The organism is Desulfitobacterium elongatum, from assembly GCF_055378975.1.
On the sequence record NZ_AP038772.1, the window covers coordinates 3,696,533 to 3,713,602 of the forward strand.

14 protein-coding genes are annotated in these 17,070 nt (G+C 42.1%); all 14 read right to left on the minus strand.

What is annotated here, in order from left to right:
- Positions 1–176: 176 nt before the first annotated feature.
- Positions 177–785, minus strand: a complete 609-nt coding sequence (locus tag ACZ42W_RS17505; protein WP_464166547.1) for a 2Fe-2S iron-sulfur cluster-binding protein — start codon at positions 783–785, stop codon at positions 177–179.
- A complete protein-coding gene (locus ACZ42W_RS17510) occupies positions 770–2,773 on the minus strand; it encodes an NADH-ubiquinone oxidoreductase-F iron-sulfur binding region domain-containing protein (protein WP_464166548.1) in 2,004 nt (667 codons plus the stop codon). The genes ACZ42W_RS17505 and ACZ42W_RS17510 overlap by 16 nt, the downstream gene beginning before the upstream one ends.
- A complete protein-coding gene (locus ACZ42W_RS17515; protein WP_464166549.1) occupies positions 2,770–3,228 on the minus strand; it encodes an NADH-quinone oxidoreductase subunit NuoE family protein in 459 nt (152 codons plus the stop codon). Before ACZ42W_RS17515 ends, ACZ42W_RS17510 begins: the two co-directional genes overlap by 4 nt.
- Positions 3,229–3,352: 124 nt before the next feature.
- Positions 3,353–3,688, minus strand: a complete 336-nt coding sequence (locus ACZ42W_RS17520; RefSeq protein WP_464166550.1) for an oxidoreductase — start codon at positions 3,686–3,688, stop codon at positions 3,353–3,355.
- A gap of 19 nt (positions 3,689–3,707) precedes the next feature.
- Positions 3,708–5,936: a molybdopterin-dependent oxidoreductase gene (locus ACZ42W_RS17525; RefSeq protein WP_464166551.1), complete on the minus strand. Its 2,229-nt coding sequence runs from the start codon at positions 5,934–5,936 to the stop codon at positions 3,708–3,710.
- A 169-nt stretch (positions 5,937–6,105) separates the two neighbouring features.
- Positions 6,106–6,282 carry a hypothetical protein gene (locus ACZ42W_RS17530; RefSeq protein WP_464166552.1) on the minus strand — a complete coding sequence of 59 codons (177 nt, stop codon included), beginning with the start codon at positions 6,280–6,282 and terminating at the stop codon, positions 6,106–6,108.
- Between the two features lie 444 nt (positions 6,283–6,726).
- Positions 6,727–6,873: a hypothetical protein gene (locus ACZ42W_RS17535; RefSeq protein WP_464166553.1), complete on the minus strand. Its 147-nt coding sequence runs from the start codon at positions 6,871–6,873 to the stop codon at positions 6,727–6,729.
- Positions 6,874–7,177: 304 nt separating this feature from the next.
- A complete protein-coding gene (locus ACZ42W_RS17540) occupies positions 7,178–9,265 on the minus strand; it encodes a sigma-54 interaction domain-containing protein (RefSeq protein ID WP_464166554.1) in 2,088 nt (695 codons plus the stop codon).
- A 363-nt stretch (positions 9,266–9,628) separates the two neighbouring features.
- Complete coding sequence (locus ACZ42W_RS17545; protein ID WP_464166555.1) at positions 9,629–11,017, minus strand: vWA domain-containing protein; 1,389 nt, start codon at positions 11,015–11,017, stop codon at positions 9,629–9,631.
- A 282-nt stretch (positions 11,018–11,299) separates the two neighbouring features.
- Positions 11,300–12,745: an aryl-sulfate sulfotransferase gene (locus ACZ42W_RS17550; protein WP_464166556.1), complete on the minus strand. Its 1,446-nt coding sequence runs from the start codon at positions 12,743–12,745 to the stop codon at positions 11,300–11,302.
- Between the two features lie 40 nt (positions 12,746–12,785).
- Positions 12,786–13,805 (minus strand): ABC transporter substrate-binding protein, encoded by a 1,020-nt coding sequence (locus ACZ42W_RS17555; RefSeq protein WP_464166557.1) that lies wholly within the window; start codon positions 13,803–13,805, stop codon positions 12,786–12,788.
- A 13-nt stretch (positions 13,806–13,818) separates the two neighbouring features.
- Positions 13,819–14,592, minus strand: coding sequence for an ABC transporter ATP-binding protein (locus ACZ42W_RS17560; RefSeq protein WP_464166558.1), 774 nt, complete (start codon positions 14,590–14,592; stop codon positions 13,819–13,821).
- A gap of 18 nt (positions 14,593–14,610) precedes the next feature.
- Complete coding sequence (locus tag ACZ42W_RS17565; RefSeq protein WP_464166559.1) at positions 14,611–15,432, minus strand: ABC transporter permease; 822 nt, start codon at positions 15,430–15,432, stop codon at positions 14,611–14,613.
- A gap of 488 nt (positions 15,433–15,920) precedes the next feature.
- Positions 15,921–17,057, minus strand: a complete 1,137-nt coding sequence (locus ACZ42W_RS17570) for an ABC transporter permease (protein ID WP_464166560.1) — start codon at positions 17,055–17,057, stop codon at positions 15,921–15,923.
- Positions 17,058–17,070: the final 13 nt, after the last annotated feature.

Consider the following 17,070-nt stretch of genomic DNA (forward strand, 5'->3'; position numbering starts at 1 on the left):
TCCTTGTTTCTTAGTATCCCTGAAATATGGGATATACCATAGGGCTAACCCAAATGCAGTCTTCAGGCTTTACATGAATTATATAATAGATATAAGGGGAAAAAAACCTTTATTACTATTTGTACTGGAGCGAATCGTAAAACTTACTTTATTATTAGATTTTTTATTGCTTGGCTTTATCTATATAAGTGGGATGTAAACACTTGCCGGGCATCATGGCTAATAAATCCTGTCGGGCAAATATGGCAGCAAGCCTTGCAGCGGTTGCAGCTATCAGTTTGGCTACCTTCAACCAGTCCGACCCGAAGGTTTTTCCCTTTACCCAAAAACACCAACTGGTTCTTGCCAATTTTCCTGCATATTCTAACGCAAAGCCCGCACAGAATACACCCCACATTGATTTCCTTTTGAGAACCCGAATTATTGCTTTCCTCTGATTGACTAATCAATGAAAACAATAATTCTCCAGCTTCTTGCTTTAAAAAAGGTCCTCTTTTCAGTAAAAGCTGAGCTGCCCGAGCCTGCAACTTTGATATACGCGTACTCCTGGTCCGGATCCGTAATCCTTCTTCAGCTAGCATCAGACAAGCATGTTGCACCTTCCAGGCATCGCCCTCGTGTACTTCCAATATACAAAGACCGCAGCTCCCATAAGATTCCAGTCTTAAGTTATAACACATAGAAGGCAAAATTATGTTTCTTTCTTTTAAAGCATGTAGCAAGGGGATATTACGTCGCACATGCACATTTTGCTCATCTACGACTATTTCTACGAATTCTTCCACATGAATTCCTCCGAAGTGATCTTTATGCAATCAAAGGGGCAGGTCTCATAGCATGCCCAGCACTTGGTGCAGAGCTGTCGATCTACTACATACCGTTCCTGGCCCGATCTTATTTTTACTGCACCGCTGGGGCAAACCAGATAACAAGCCTTGCAATCTCTACAAGAGGTTAAATTAATCTCAAAATCGATAAGGGGTTTGCAATGAACTGCCGGGCAACAACCCCTTAGATGCGCCTGGTATTCAATATAAAAGTCCTTTAAGGTAGTCAAAACTGGATTAACAGCTGTCTGGCCCAGACCGCACAAAGCTGAGTCCGCTATAGCTCTGCTAAGCTCCTCGATCTCTTCTAAAATTCCCTCCTGAGCCTTGCCGATACATAGCTCCATCAGAAGAGACTCCAGCTCTGGTAATCCATCCCGACAGAATACACACTTTCCACAGGATTCATGAGCCATAAAATGTATCATATGCCGAGCCATGTCGACCATGCAGCTATTAGTCCCCAGGGCCACTAAGCCCCCCGAGCCCATGATTGCACCAGTAGCAGCCACGCTTTCGTAATCAAGACTAAAATCACTATAAGGGACAATCCCTCCAGAGGGACCGCCAATATGTAAAGCTTTGACCGATTGCTTTGAAGCGCCTCCGATTTCTTCCACAAGAACATGGGTATTCATGCCTAGTGGTACCTCAATGAACCCCATGCGTTCGACAGCACCAGCCAGGCAAAAGATTTTGGTACCCGGACTTTTCGAGGTGCCCAACTCCCGGAAGGCATCAACACCGTTTAGCACAATCCAGGGAATATTCGCCAAGGTCTCGACATTATTGATAAGGGTGGGATGGTTTTTTAGGCCTTGGACAGCTGGATAAGGGGGGCGACGCCTTGGCTCTCCTCGCTTGTTCTCCATTACTTGCAGCATAGCTATTTCTTCACCACAAACGAAGGCACCGGCGCTTTCCACAACACCAATTTCCAGGCTAAAGCTCGAGCCCATGATATTTCTACCCAACAATCCTACTTTGCGGGCACTGGAAATAGCATTGCGTAAAGTCTGAACGGCCAGTGGATATTCATGGCGTACGAAGATATAACCTTGGGAGGCTCCTATGGCATAGGCAGCAATAATCAAACCCTCCAACACACTATGGGGATCGCTTTCCAGCAATGCCCGGTCCATATAAGCGCCCGGATCACCCTCATCAGCATTTGCCACCACAATGCGCATGGGGTCAGGACTACGGGATGTGATATTCCATTTTTCACCTGTAGAAAAACCGGCCCCGCCTCGACCACGAAGTCCTGATGCCTCAACCATATCAATTATGCTGCTCGGCTTGAGTTTGAAAAGGGCCCTTTCCAGCGCGTGATAACCGCCCATAGCTGCATACTCAGTTATATTTTGCGGATCTATCAGACCACAGCGGCCACTAATACGACGTACCTGAGGATAAAAAAATTCTTTAAAACTGGAATTCACTAACTTGATTAACTCGAGATCATGAATGCCGTGCAAAACTCCGATTTGACGTTCTTGAGCTATTGCCCAAAGGTGGTGCGCCGGGGGAGGGTTTCCCTGTGCTGTTGTGATGATACTCCACACTGATTGTCTATCCACTCGTCCATAAAAGTGATGCCTGCCCTCAGGAGTTCTAATATCTACCAGGGGTTCAGCATAACAGGCACCCAGACAACCCACACTTACAACACGAGCCTTATTTTCCCAATCCCGCCCAACCAGAGTTTGGGTGATAGACTGCGCCCCCGCAACGCGGCCGCAGGTAGCCATACCAATGCTGATTCTTGATATCTTCGGGAATAGAGACAGTCGTCCTTCCTCTGTCAGACTATGCAAGGGAATTCGGACATCGAAATCTATTGGTTTAAAAGGATTCTCAAACGGTTTCTTTTTTTCTTTGATTTCTTCCAGAACTGATGCAGCTACCTGGTACTTCCGACGGGCGGGGACATGAAATTGGCTCATAACTTTTTCCTCAAATCATCAAGCAACAATGGCACCTGGTAAGACTTTATTCTGTTCTTAATTTCCTCGTCCTGGATAATTACCGGCGCCTGACTGCATGCTCCTACACAATAGACCTGTTCTAAAGTGACAAGGCCGTCCGGTGAAGTGTCGCTGCCATCTAAATTTAGCACTTCGACAAAACGGTTATTGATGAGGGACGCCCCTCGGGCATAGCAAGCAGTTCCATAACAGATACGAATCCGATGTTTACCAGCTGGTCTGGTGCGGTAGGAGTCAAAAAAACTCACCAGACCATGAATCTGAGATTCTGGAATTCCGGTGCGTTCTGCCAGCTCAAGCAATAAATCTCTAGGGATAAAACCATTCTCTGCCTGTATCTTATTTAAGATATTAACAACCTGTCTTTCATTCGCGGGCAGCTGATCCCACAGTTGATCTATATATTCGGACATTTGTCCCCCCCCCCTCATCGAAGGCGAAAGCGCAACTATTATTTACGCCCCCCCTCATAAAGAGGGGGGGTATAATGAATATACCGCGTATTAGGGTAAAAAACTTCTGGTTTAATAAATTTGATTAGGGAACAAACAGCACTTTTCTTGGGTCGGTCATCTTTTTTGCCAGTTCTTCTACTGGTCCAAATTCAATAACGGATGCCTGGCAATGGTGTACGCAACTTGGTTTTTTACCAGAAGCTACTCTATCACCGCACAAATCACAAAGTTGCGTAGGGATGGGAACATAGGTTAATTCCCATTTGTCTTCAGTATCCTTTAGTTTAAAAGGGCCATTTTTAGCTAATTTAATGCCAAATTTGCCTTTAGGAAGATTTAACTCTTTTTTGCAGGCGACTTCACAGCTATGACAACCCGTGCAATATTCATAGTCAATTAATAAACCATTACGTGACATATTTCTTTACCTCCTTTTTTTACGCTTTGTAAATCTTACAAATAGTGTTCTTTATCGGAGCACCATATCCGGTGGGGCCAGTTGTACATTGGGTTGTAAGGTTGTTGATGTTGGATTCGAATGCACCATAGAGGGTAGGTTCTGCTGCTTCTCTTTCCGGGAACCACCAGCCATGTTCACCATGAATAACTCTGGGGTCCCAACCCGGATCAAGTACAGCTACCTGTTTGCATTTCCCGCCGTTATTTTCAATCCATACCCAGTCTCCCTCTTTAATGCCATATTTTGCAGCAGTATCGGGGTGCATGGTTACTCTGGGATCCGGATGGAATTCCCGCATGGTTGCACTCTGACGATGTTCGGAATGGAAGAATTCCCACGACCGTGATCCAGCAGTTAGAACTAACGGATATTCCTTCATCATTTGTGGAGTAGAAACCGGACTGTAAACCGGTTCCATATGGTATGGAAGCGGATCTAGGCCCCATTCAACAAAGATATCCTGGTAAAGATTAACCAATCCGGTATCAGTGTTAAATCCAGGCTCTCCGTCAGGGCGGAGTATCCCTTTTTCATATTTTTTATAATTAACTTCCGGCCAAATAACAACTTTTTCTTCCAATTCTTTGAAGGTAACACCGGCTGGTCTTAAGGCCCAGTCAATCATATCTTCAACTGTATCCCATGGGAACGCTTCTGGATTTAGGCGTTTGCCGAGATCTAAAACGATCTCTTCATCGGTCTTACAGTCTTCATATTGAGTAACCTTGGAAATTGATCTTAACGGTGTCCACCAGTTTCTTAAGCTGTCACGCTCTACGCTCATTGCAGCTGGCAGAACCAGGTCAGCAAAGGCTACCGCAGAAGGAGTTAAAACAGGATCAACACATACAACAAAGGGCACTTTCTTCATGGCTTTGAAGACACGGTGTGATTCTGCTGAGGTGTTTACAAAGGTGTTGGTAGATTCCATCCAGTACATCTTAACAGGATACGGCTTGCCAGTTTCAATCGCCTCTAAGACCGAGTCGCCACGGGACGTTACAGCCAGTCCAAATTTAAGTAATGGATATTCAGCAACACCAATGCGCTTCGCCCGCATTTCTTCTGACAATTCTGCAAGGCCCCAGTCAGACGCTACGTGAGCAAGACGGTCTACACCGAATGCCGACCGAATAATATGGTTTCCGCCCGAAACATCGAGATTGCCGGTAATAGCTACTAGGGCGCAAATGGAGTTAGCAACCGAAACGCCTGCTCTCTGAGTATCTATTGCCAACCCCCATTGAATCGATGCTGGTTTAGCTTTAGCAAACAGCCGTGCTGCCCCCGCTATTTTTTCCGCGGGAACCCAGCTGATTTCTTCTGCTTTGTCCAGGGGATATTGTTTAACCCGTTCAGCTAGTTCCTCAAATCCATAAGTCCATTTTTCAACAAATTCTTTATCATAGAGTTCTTCTTCGATAATAACATTGAGCATAGCCAGACCAACGGCAGCATCAGTACCAGGGCGCAACTGCAGCCAATAATCAGCTCTGGAAGCAAACCATGTCAGGTAGGGGTCTACCACGATGATTTTTGTCCCCATCTTCATCATGTCAACAATCCAGTGGCCCAGGAATCCGTCACCATTACTGATAATCGGGTTATTACCCCAGATTATTACAACTTCCGGGAGTTTCCATTCGGGATTAGCATAACGGCGTTCGTCCATCTGAGACGCATCAATAATAAAGAAATCCCCAATCATGGTTCCCATAGCAGCGGCACGGGGCAGGTAGCAGGAGTCACCAGCCAGAAATCCCATGGAAAAGTTAGGGCTTTTAAAAGCGGAATAAGTCAATTTCGGTACGATTGACCAAGTATTACGTCCGGTTCCTATGGCAGTTACGATAGACTCAGGTCCATAATCCCTCCAAATGTCACGAACTTTTTCTTCGATAATATCATAGGCTTTATCCCAGGTAATCCGCTCCCATTTGTTCTCTCCGCGTTCACCAATCCGCTTCATTGGCCATTTAACACGTTTGGGATCGTTGACCAGTTCCGGCATGCTCAAACACCGCATGCACAGTCTGCCAAAATTATATTGGCTTTCTGGGTCTCCTTCTACCTTAACGAGTTCATTTCCTTTGGTGTAATAAAGGACTGCGCAGCCATCATGACAACCCGGAGCTGTCCAGGCACATGTACGGGTTACTGTCAGATCGCCTTCCTGCCACTGTACTTTTTTACTATCACTACCCATGAGTGCATATACCCCCTTATAATTTTTTAACACTTATTACTAAACTAATAACCAAAATCCATAACTTTATCGCAACTATATACGATTGGATAATGCAGCAATAACCTAAACCAGGGTCTCATGCGCATATTAGGCTGAGGATCTCCTTTATCAATGAAATCGGCTATTCTTACTTATTATTTTTAGGAACGTCTGCTTTGCATCTGCGGCACTTTTCAAGGGTCGGTGGATTAAACATCCCACATGAAGGGCACTTTACATTTTTGGTCGCATAGTCACTTAGACTGTAATTCACAAATTTGTTTGTAGTGTCTTTTTCCGATTTGAAACCGTCGTCCTTGCTCATAACCGCTCTACCTCCTTATAGCTTTAATCTTCAACACAAAAAGCAAAAACCGAAAACCCCAACCCATCGCTATTTCGGTCAGATAATGAACCAATAGCCTTAAGATGGGCTCATGCGCACATTTCCCTGGTTGTCATTCCCCCCTTCACATGTCATTTCGTTGGTTTGATGTTCAAAATAAGTTAATTGCAATAAGCACGCCAATAATCGTTTCCCTAACAAATAAAATTTTCAAGGCTATTCTAAGCTATTTCTAGGTAGGTAATGAATTGGACTGAAATTGACCCGGTAGGTATATTTTGTTTTTTTAGGAATATCTCGGGAATTCCCTGGGAATTTATACAATTATTTTCATTCGTATTTTCCAGTGTTAATATCGTACTGATCTAGCATTACCTATAGAAAGAACTGGCCTCTTTTATTAAGACCAGTTCTTTCAAAAAACTACTTGTTCTCGGTTTTTTCTTTTTCGGCTGATTCTTTTGGTATTTCCGTCCCACATTTTCTGCACTTCGGTAATGTGGACGGATTAAACATACCACATTTAGAACACTTAACATTTTTAGCTACGCCTGATGGTCTAAAACACATAATACTTACCTCCTGATTATTTGGTTTTTTTGTCTGCACGAATAACTAAATTCATGCTACTATTTGATAATTGCAAAACATATACCAGGAAGTAATAATTAAGTAAAAACATTAAAAAGCCCGGATGTTTCGGGCTTTTTAGTGTTTTATATATTCGTTGTGTCGGAAGACGTTGCTTGGTGAGTGCCAAAAAGAAACTTTATTGGTAATCTCCTGATCTTCTTTCAACTCTTCTTAATCAAACTACTTCTAGTATAATTCTCCTATTTCACCAATAGAGAATTCGGATATTAATCAATTTATCCTAGTAAAAAATATCATATTCCTTTAATTTTCTATATATCGTCGACTTGCTTATACCTAGCATACAAGCAGCGAGAATTACATTTCCTTTCGCTGTTTTAAGGGCTTTTGTTATAGCACTTTTTTCGATGTCAGTTAAAGATTGAATTTTGTCCATTTCTTCGATGTATTCATTGTTAACTGCTTCAACTGATGTTTGAAAATTATCCATAGAAATAAACTTTTCCGGGAGGTCGTGAACATAAATTATTTCCTCAGAATTAATTACCGCATGAACTATGGTATTTTCCATTTCCCTTACATTTCCAGGCCAAGCGTAAGTGTTAATTATATCTAATACACTCGGACTGATCTTTGGAATCTTTTTGCCCATTTTCCTAGAATATTTCTTTATAAAATAGTTAGCCAATAGTTCTTTATCTCTATTTCTATCACGTAGTGGAGGGATGGCAATCGTTAAAACAGATAGACGATAATACAAGTCTTCTCGGAAACGCTTTTCCTTAACCATACTACTAAGATTCTGATTAGTGGCGGCAATAACCTTGAAATCTACTTTTTTTGAACGCCGTGCTCCAATGCGCATCACTTGCTTGTCTTCTAAAACCCTAAGAAGAACTGCCTGAAGCTCAAAGGGCATGTCACCAATTTCATCCAGAAATAATGTGCCACCTTCCGCCAGTTCTATCTTACCCGGCCTTCCGCTGCGATCCGCGCCTGTGAAACTTCCACCCTCATATCCGAACAATTCACTTTCAATGAGTTCTCTGGGTAATGCTGCACAATTTACTGCTATAAATGGTCCATCGGAGCAATACTCATTATGAATAGACTGAGCAAAAAGTTCCTTGCCTGTCCCACTTTCACCATTTAAAAGAATATTTTCCGAAGCTTTTGAATAATACTGGCCTTTTTTTATAGCCTTTTTAATGGCATCACTTTCACCAATAATATTTTCAAAAGTAAATCGAGCCACTGCCCCGGCGCGGTTGGCAGTCATCGCATTTATCTTGCCTACCGAATTAATTCTCAGCAGCGCCCCGTCAAACTCCTGTGTATTGTCGTCCATAACCGATTGAACATTTATTAGATAGTTCTTATCAATTTGATCAATGTGTATTGTTTCCTCAATGTTACCCGACTCGCCTTTTGCTGCCATTGCCATAAGCATAGAGTCTCTTTCCAGAAAATTTTGAATATTACTATGACAGACTTCGTCTTCTGACAGTCTAAATATTTTTCTACCTTCTTCATTGCTATAAACAATTGTGCCATTCTGATCGATAGTAATGATACCTTCATCAATTAAAGTCAATGTAGCTTCCAGGGTCTTATTAGCCACCTTTAGACTTGCAAAGCTCTTTTGCAATCTAAGCTGCGATTCCACAGCCGTACTGATTGCTGTAATAAGAGCAAGCGTATTCGCACAATATTTCTGATAGAGTTCCTTCCATGGTTCATTGTCCAATACCTGGGCTAAAACAATGGTTGCAATAACGTCTCCATTCTCATCGTTTATACAAGCCGCTGAGGCTACGATGTTTTCCAAGCCTATGCAGAAGTTCTCAACACCAAATAATGTAAACGGACGCTTATAATATAAGCTCATTGAATGGGCTGTTGTGCCAATGAGTGACTCGTCCCATATCATTCCAATTAAAGAAGCGTCAACCGGCAGGGTTAACACTTCGCCTTCGTGTAATAAAAATATGCCTCTATTATCAGCTAGATATAGCCCGTAGGAATTAGAGATAGCCAGGTTCTTGAAAGTATTTATTAATGGTGTGGTGATTTTTATCAAAGTACGATTCTCATCCTGTACATTTACAAAAGTTTCTTTTTTTAAACTACGGCCCAGTAAGGATTGATAAGGATCAGCACCCATTTTGCGGCTCCTAATCCAAGAAGCAGCAATCTCCGGATCCATATAGGGACATTCACGCGGATCATAGTTTTTATCAACTAGGAACTTCTTCTTACATTCCACTATCCCTTCCCAGCGTTCCCGATCCATAATGCGGTAATTCTCAATGGAAAATAGACCATTGTTTAGTACTAAGCTTTGCGGGTCCGTTTTCTTTGTACCCACTCGAATCCTCCTTTACCACACCATTATAATTTTGGCCATATCTCCTATTTTCTTTATTATGCTTGAATCCCAGATCATACCAATACATCTATTATATAGGAAAAGCAATCAATAAAAAACCTTTTTTCACAATATTCGAAAGGAATCAGTCCTTTAAGTAATAATAATAATTTTAACTATCAATGAAATACGCATCGCGGGTTGATACTTAATGATTAACCAAAATAAGGCACGCCAGTCTTTGCTCGCGTGCCTTTAGTTATAATCAATCTTACTTCTATTTATGACCCGGACTATAGTTTTTCATAACATCAGTCCACTTCGCTTGATCCTCTAAGCCCAATCGCCAAATAGCGACCCAATCTATGCACTAATTTGAATTACGTTAGCCCAATCCGGCGCAGTCCCGTCTCCCGACAAAACGACAATGACTTTCATTCCGCGTGGCGGACGTTCAGGCCATGATGTATGTCCGTCAGTAATAACAATTCCAAATTGAGGCAAAGGCTTTAATCTTGCTGCGGCTTCTAAACCAACCCCCATGTCTGTTCCCCCACCACCAGTAAGTTGGATTTGTTCCGGGCGAAACACCTGACGGCAGAATTGAACGGTCTGATCCACAGCTAAAACCCGGATCCCTTCCTTTTGTCCCAAAGACTTAAGTATTCCGGATATTTCGGCAAGGGCCTGAGAAAGCATTTTCTCTGATATACTGGCACTGGTGTCCGCCACAACGGCCACTGAAGGTACAGGACACCGCATGGACGGAAAAATAACATCTCCCTTTCCAACCTGTCCCTGGCGACGCGAGGGACGACGGTAGGTATAATCCGTTGCCCCAGTTGTATCAGCAGCAGCATATCGGATAGCTGCAGCAAGCTGTTTGCGCCAGTCCACTTTCGGATGAAGCTTTTCTTCTGCCCATCGAGCCAAATGACCAGGAACACGGCCTTGACCTCTGGCCTGTTCTCTTATTTGATTGGCAACCTCCCGGCGGATTAACTCCCCTTCCGTTTGACTGAGACCGGATGAAGACCCTTTCTTTGGTGGTGCATCCTCCCAGGGCGCCTTTTGACCGGTTGCACAAGAGCCGCATCGGCCAGAACCAGGCTGTGAAGGCTCGACTTCATCCTGCTTTTGATTAGCAGAACCCTTTTGCTCTTTATCTTTTTCCTCAAGTGAATCAGGATCGTTGCTTTCTCCTTCTTGGGGGTTGGAAGAGTTTTTCTGATCAGTGGCTTGTGGTGTCTTGTCCGTTTCCTTATCTGCTGGTGAATCAGACGGTGTATTATTCCGAGTTTGACCGTCCGAAGACTTCTGTTCCTGGCTCTCCAGGGCAACATAGTATTCCTCTGCCAAGAGGTTTTCCGGTTGTCCGATCGCTTCAGGAGTTATCGGTTCAATCGGAAATTTAACCCCTTCACGGATAAGGTCATCATTAATTTCCGCGTCGGCAGCAATATTGCTAAAGCGAGGATTAAAGTCCTTCATTCTTTCAGCGTGATTGCGAAGAAGATGACAAATTTCATTATAAAGAACCACTGCGATAGCTTCCACTGACCACTTAGCTAAAACGGTTGGATCGTAGTAGAGTCTCCAATACATATCGACCGCCATCGTTCCCATACCAGGCTTTGGCACTGGTTGGAGAGCCCATGCAGCAGAAGCCAAGTAAGGACGTTCTTTCGCTAGGCGTAGACGGGCTGCCTGTAGCTCTTGCGGGAGAGTCACGCCATTAACACCTCCAAGCATTTTAATGCTTCAATGGTTTCGATGATTCCGGACGTTTCACCCGCTGGAAAGGTATCGGTTAAAAAAATATCTTTATCCACCCTAATCTTTTTTGTTTCTTCTGTCTGCTTTTTTATGGGTTCTGGAAGCTTCGAAAACTCCATATTGCCTACAGAAAAAGGAAAGTGGGTAGGAAAAAAATAAGTGTACCGGTAATTACGATAGCGCGGCAGAAAGACTGTATAACGACAAATATGCGCTAAAATGACCAGCTTCAAATTGTAAAGCTGGTCATTTTTAATATTATTCGTCAATATCAGATAGAACACATAATGCTCCATCAGCTTTGTCAGTATATTCCTGAGCCCCACGTATTGCGATTTCTCTCACAGCGCCCATATGTGAAGCGCCTGGTACTCTGAAGAATCTTTTATCAAGCTTTTCTATTGGAACTTCAACAGGCTTTTCCAGTTGAGGGACCCATTCATATGGTACTCTGTAGGCTCTGTAAATCATGTTAAGATTGAAGCTTTCAGAGCCTTTATAAGGATTGATATACTCCCACACGATTTCGTAATAGGGTGTAACTTCAAAAACACGTCCATCTGATCCTTCTGTTATCAATGTATTTCCATTTGGAAGTCTTTGAGCGCTACTCACAAATGGGCTGTAGAAACGAGATGAGTCTACAGGGAACACGAAACCGGCTTCGTTTGGAGTATACTGCCACACTATTTCCAATGTAATCGGATCTATCTCAAGTACTCTTGAGTAATCTCTTCTGGCATTTTGTCTTCCTGTTGGGGAATTTGGATTTGGAAGGCCATAACCTGCCCATCCGCCATTGTCAAATATTAATATGTTTCCTTCACCTGGCAGTCCTTTTGGAATAAGATGCACGTGGTGCTGACCTATAATCCATCCGAGCTTTTTAAGCTCTTCGCTAGTATCGAAGTTCGGTCCTAATTTCCAAACGATTTTACCCGTTTTCTTGTCTATAATAGCCATAATATTGGCTTCTCTGGCATCCCATATGATGTTGTCAGGGTGGAAGCGTTCATCGCCAGAGTCATACCATTTATTTTGTCCAAGTGTAGACATTGAATTGATATGAAGCCAATCACCCATTCCGCCGCCAGCGGGTCTCATGTTTGGATCGCGGTATAGTATGTTTTTCGCTGCTTCATCAAAACCAAGCTCGGTGAAATGCTCGTTGGCATTCCATTCCCAGACTATTTTCCCATCCCAGGTTACTTCGATTATTTTATCATCTAAAAGAAGCTTTTCTGAGATTTTTTTATTTATAACATTTGCATGGCAGAGGATCAAAGTGTTTCCCTTGTCTACCAAAGGATCCTGACCTGGTACGTAGTATCCTACCGGATTTCCTTCTCTCTGGAAATCGTGGTGCTGTCTTGCCATCCACTGAGGAGTTTCGCCTTGATCCTCAATATATTCCAATTGATTAAACTTCCATACTATATTTCCGTCCCAGTCAACCTGAATAAGGTCAAGCATATCCTGCATTCCATACTTACTATTTCTTTCGCCGGTGCTGCCGATTACATGGCCACCTGGCAAAATCTTGTTTGGAAAACCTCTTAAGCCTTTCCAATGCTGAACCTCTTTTCCACTCATATCTATAAGAACTGCTCCTACGCCTTCTATCGGAAAAATCGTGTAACCGCTCCAGGCTTTTTCAGGATTATATATTGTGACTCCTGTCGGATAAATTGTGGAATAGCCCATCTCTTTACGTACCTCCAGCTATTGTATTTTTTACATTAAATTATTTCAAGGCTTTTTCATAATAGGAATTGTCTGCCCATTTTGTTGTATCAAAGGAATTAGTTATTAATTTTTCATCAAGCAGGAACTTCTGTGCTTCTTCAAGTTTTTTGATTGACTCCTGAGTGATTCCTACTGTGAATAGGTCAAAATTTGGAGCTTCCTTACCATATTGAGCTTTTACAGATTCCAGATCCAATCCGGATTTTTTCAAAACATTATAGCTGTCTTCAGGATTATTCTTAAAATAGTCTTTTGCTCTGAGCAGTGCTTTATTTATAGCCACAGGCACTTCTGGATTAGCCTTTACGTAACTGTCCACTCCTACAAAAACCATTTGTGCGGTAATTTCCGGATAGTTTCTTGTTGTATCGATTGCTTTTGCCACCTTTTTGGTTGTTGTCAGCAATAATGAACCTTGCTCTGTCTGAACCAGAGCGTCTATATTTCCGCTAATCAGCGCTGATTCAGCATCTGTAGTAACATTAATCAATTCCACATCTTTATTTGAAAGTCCATTTTTAGCCAAAATTTCAATTAAGTTTTTGTGCATGTAGGTTCCTTTTGTAAATCCGATCTTCTTGCCCTTCAAGTCTTTAACAGAAGTAATCGTTGAATCATTTTTAACTAGGATCTGAGAATAAAATTTGTTTTCTGTTATTCCAAGTAAATCTATGGCTATCCCTTTGGATTTTAAAACTATACCAGGGAAATCTGCATAGATGGCAACGTCAATTTTGCTTCCTGCCAGAGCTTCATTAACTGCAGGACCTGCCGCTGCAAAAGGAGTATATTCAACTTTATAGCCGACTTTATTTAACTCTTCATCAAAAAATTTTTTTTCCTGTGCCAGGCCAGCCAGACCGCCCATGAAATTTGCAGCCCCTGGATATCCGAGCTTAACAACCTTTGTTTCTGCGGAAGTAGCTGGTGATGTCGTTGCCGGGCTGCTCTTGCTGCATCCTAGAACTGAAAGAGCGACTATTCCTAATAATACTAGTCCTAAAACCCTTTTTTTCATAAAAAACCCTCCATTAAATCATATATTCTGGTATCATATCAACCTCTTTAAAGAAATGTTTGAATATCTTTTTCTTGATACGAGCAAATTCCAGTGTGGATCTGTCTCTTGGTCTAGACATTTCAACAGGTACAATATCTGCAATTCTGCCTGGTCTTGAGGACATTACTACCACTCTGTCTGCAAGATATATAGCCTCATCAATATCGTGTGTCACCAGTATCATGGTCGTTTTTTCTTTTTCCCATATTCTCAGAACTTCCTGCTGCATTTGGATTCTTGTTAAAGCGTCCAGTGCCCCGAACGGTTCATCAAGCAAAAGTATTTTAGGGCTGTTAACCAATCCTCTTGCAATTGCCGCACGCTGAGACATGCCTCCAGATAGCTGGTGTGGATAGGCCTCCTTGAAATCTTTCAATTGTACCAATTCTAGGTGTTCCAGAGTTACCCTGTCTCTTTCTTCTTTAGACAACTTGCTTAAACCTAAAGCTACGTTATCTTTTATTGTCAGCCATGGGAACAATCTGTGCTCCTGAAATACCATTCCTCTATCAATATCAGGTTCTTTTATTATTTTGTCATCAAGTTTTACATAGCCTGTATCGCTTTGTAGAAGACCTGCTATTATTTTCAGCAAAGTACTTTTGCCGCATCCGCTGTGACCTACTATAGAAATAAATTCGCCCTGCCTGATTTCCAAATTGATGTCGTTTAATATATTTACTTTCTCTTTGTTCACAATAAAAGATTTATTTAAATCTTTTATAACAAAATTACTTGTACTCACTGACTTTTCCTCCTTTCCTTATCTTTTCTGATCCCAGGGCGTTATTAGTTTGGAAACTCTTACTAATATCTGATCCATTAAAATGCCTATTATTGCAATGACCAGCATGCCAACGATGACTACTTCAGGCTGCATCAAGCTTCTTGCATCGTTAATTCTGTACCCCACACCTGAACTTGCCGCGATCAGTTCTGCCGCAACAACGATCATCCAGGAAAATCCCAAGGCCAGTTTAAGTCCGACAAAGATTGAAGGTATTGCTGATGGAAAATATACTTTTCTGAACATATCCCATTTGCTTAGCTTTAGCATTCTGCCAACTTCGATATATCCTTGTGGAATCTGTTTTATGCCGTTTATGGTGTTAACCAGTACCGGGAAAAAAGCACCTATTACTATGATGATAACTTTTGATTCTTCACCTATGCCGAACCACAATATGATCAGCGGGATCCAGGCCATCATCGGTATTTGCCGTATTCCACTGAACGTCAGAGAGAAAAAGTTGCTTACTGATTTTGAAATTCCCATCGCGACTCCAAGAATTACTCCCAGTACAGAGGCTATTGCAAAACCTTTCAATACTCTGATTAAGCTTTTTGTGACATCGTCAACCAGCTGCCCGGATTGCACTTGTTCTACCAGTGATTTCCCTACTGTGTTAATTGAAGGCAATATTGCCGATGGAAACATTTGATTCTTAGTAACATACCACCATGCTAACAATATAATTAGCGGCAAACTTATGTAATTTATCATAGTACATATTTGCCTTAGCACTTCGTTGTTTCTTCTATCTGTCTTTTTTCTATCCGTCTGCAGAGTTACTAAATTATTCAAATTTATTTCCTCCAGCTTCTATATCTTAGTATTCCTACTTGTATTATCGTTTTTATGATTATAACTATTCCTATATGTATTGTCAACCATTTTTTATCAATGACTCAATTCCATTCGCTACAAAGTTTTGGGGTATTTATTGTGCTATAGACTGTCAAACCTCAGGCAATCTCAAAGTATACTTTACTAGAAAAGAAGAAGCACCCAATGATGCAAAATTAAATCGTCATCAGGGTGCTTCTTCCTTTTTTACATTAAGTTCCTATTTCACCATCTATAACTCCATCTATCGTTACAATAATTTGATTAGGTATGCAAACGATAGTTTTGTACGAGTTCTCTATCCTCCTGTGTCTGAGCAAATGGCATTTGGACAAATCTTCCTGTTCATTTCAAGCAATCTTACTCTTCCGTTTTTCACCTCAATATAATTTTCGCCACTCATATTGCATTAGTTTTTAAATAATACTTTCTCCGAATCATCCTACTCATATGAAACGTAGCGCATCCTGTAAATCCAATTTAATCGTACGCCATGCCGGGTAAATCATAGCTGCTAACCCCACCACAAGAGAGCCTAGGATTAGAGCTGTCCCTAATCCAAGATGCGGAGCGAACGGTATCGAATTTTGCACTAAAAGTGGCCCCAAGAGGAGTGGAACAAATATCCCTACACCATACCCAAGGATACTTCCGCCGGTACTGACAATGAATGCTTCTCGACTAAGAAGAGATAAGATGTGTTTTTGCCGAAAGCCTATCGCCCTAAGTACACCGAGTTCTCGAGCACGATCATTGACATTCCCCGCCAGGGTAACGATGATGACTAAGGCCCCAATTAAACCCATAGCCAAGGAAATAGACCAGGAAAAGCTTGAAAATCTTTCCACGCTTTCTTTAGAACCTTGGACAAGTTGAGTGACTTCGGTGACATTGGCTTCCGGTAGAACTGGGGTCAATTGAGAAACGGTTTTTCCTGAATCCGAAGAATTAATTTCTATCAGGGACCACTCTGTGTTTATTCCAGTAAGCGCTCGAGCAGTCTTTATAGTCGTAAAGACTCCGTTATCCTCTGATCCCCCGGTTTCCACCATGACTCCTACGACTTGATATTTGTCCAGACCGAAATCCATTTTATCCCCGCGCTGGAGACCTGACTTTGAAGCTAACTGAGAACCAATTACGACTTGATTATCCTTAGGAATTTCCCCGTCAATCTTCCACCACGGTTTAATTCTAAGCTCTTGATTGAAATCAAGTCCAATAATCATATAACGTTTCGAAGAAACGTCTATGGAACCGATGACCTTAGGAGCGACTGTAACGGTTGATCCCAAAGTTTTCGAAACGGTATCAAGCACATTGGAATTCAGTTTCTTAACCTCATAATCAACCCCCGAGACGGAGAGACCGCCGTAACTTAAATTTAAATGCTCCGATTGGGGACTGATGACTACATTTGCTCCATACTGACTTAATTTGTTCTGTAGTTCATCTTTCATTCCTAAAGCGAGAACATTTAATGCGGTAATCGTACTGACAACCAAGAAGAACGTTAAGAGAAGAAATACCGTTTTACCCGTTCTTCGACGTAAGTTTTGAAGTGCAATATGCGTAAGAGTCATAACTACCTCCAAA

Coding starts and splice junctions, on each gene's coding strand:
- ACZ42W_RS17535 (WP_464166553.1), bottom strand. CDS start 6,873: ATGTGTTTTAGACCATCAGGCGTAGCTAAAAATGTTAAGTGTTCTAAA.
- ACZ42W_RS17525 (WP_464166551.1), bottom strand. CDS start 5,936: ATGGGTAGTGATAGTAAAAAAGTACAGTGGCAGGAAGGCGATCTGACA.
- ACZ42W_RS17555 (WP_464166557.1), bottom strand. CDS start 13,805: ATGAAAAAAAGGGTTTTAGGACTAGTATTATTAGGAATAGTCGCTCTT.
- ACZ42W_RS17510 (WP_464166548.1), bottom strand. CDS start 2,773: ATGAGCCAATTTCATGTCCCCGCCCGTCGGAAGTACCAGGTAGCTGCA.
- ACZ42W_RS17520 (WP_464166550.1), bottom strand. CDS start 3,688: ATGTCACGTAATGGTTTATTAATTGACTATGAATATTGCACGGGTTGT.
- ACZ42W_RS17545 (WP_464166555.1), bottom strand. CDS start 11,017: ATGCTTGGAGGTGTTAATGGCGTGACTCTCCCGCAAGAGCTACAGGCA.
- ACZ42W_RS17570 (WP_464166560.1), bottom strand. CDS start 17,057: ATGACTCTTACGCATATTGCACTTCAAAACTTACGTCGAAGAACGGGT.
- ACZ42W_RS17550 (WP_464166556.1), bottom strand. CDS start 12,745: ATGGGCTATTCCACAATTTATCCGACAGGAGTCACAATATATAATCCT.
- ACZ42W_RS17530 (WP_464166552.1), bottom strand. CDS start 6,282: ATGAGCAAGGACGACGGTTTCAAATCGGAAAAAGACACTACAAACAAA.
- ACZ42W_RS17515 (WP_464166549.1), bottom strand. CDS start 3,228: ATGTCCGAATATATAGATCAACTGTGGGATCAGCTGCCCGCGAATGAA.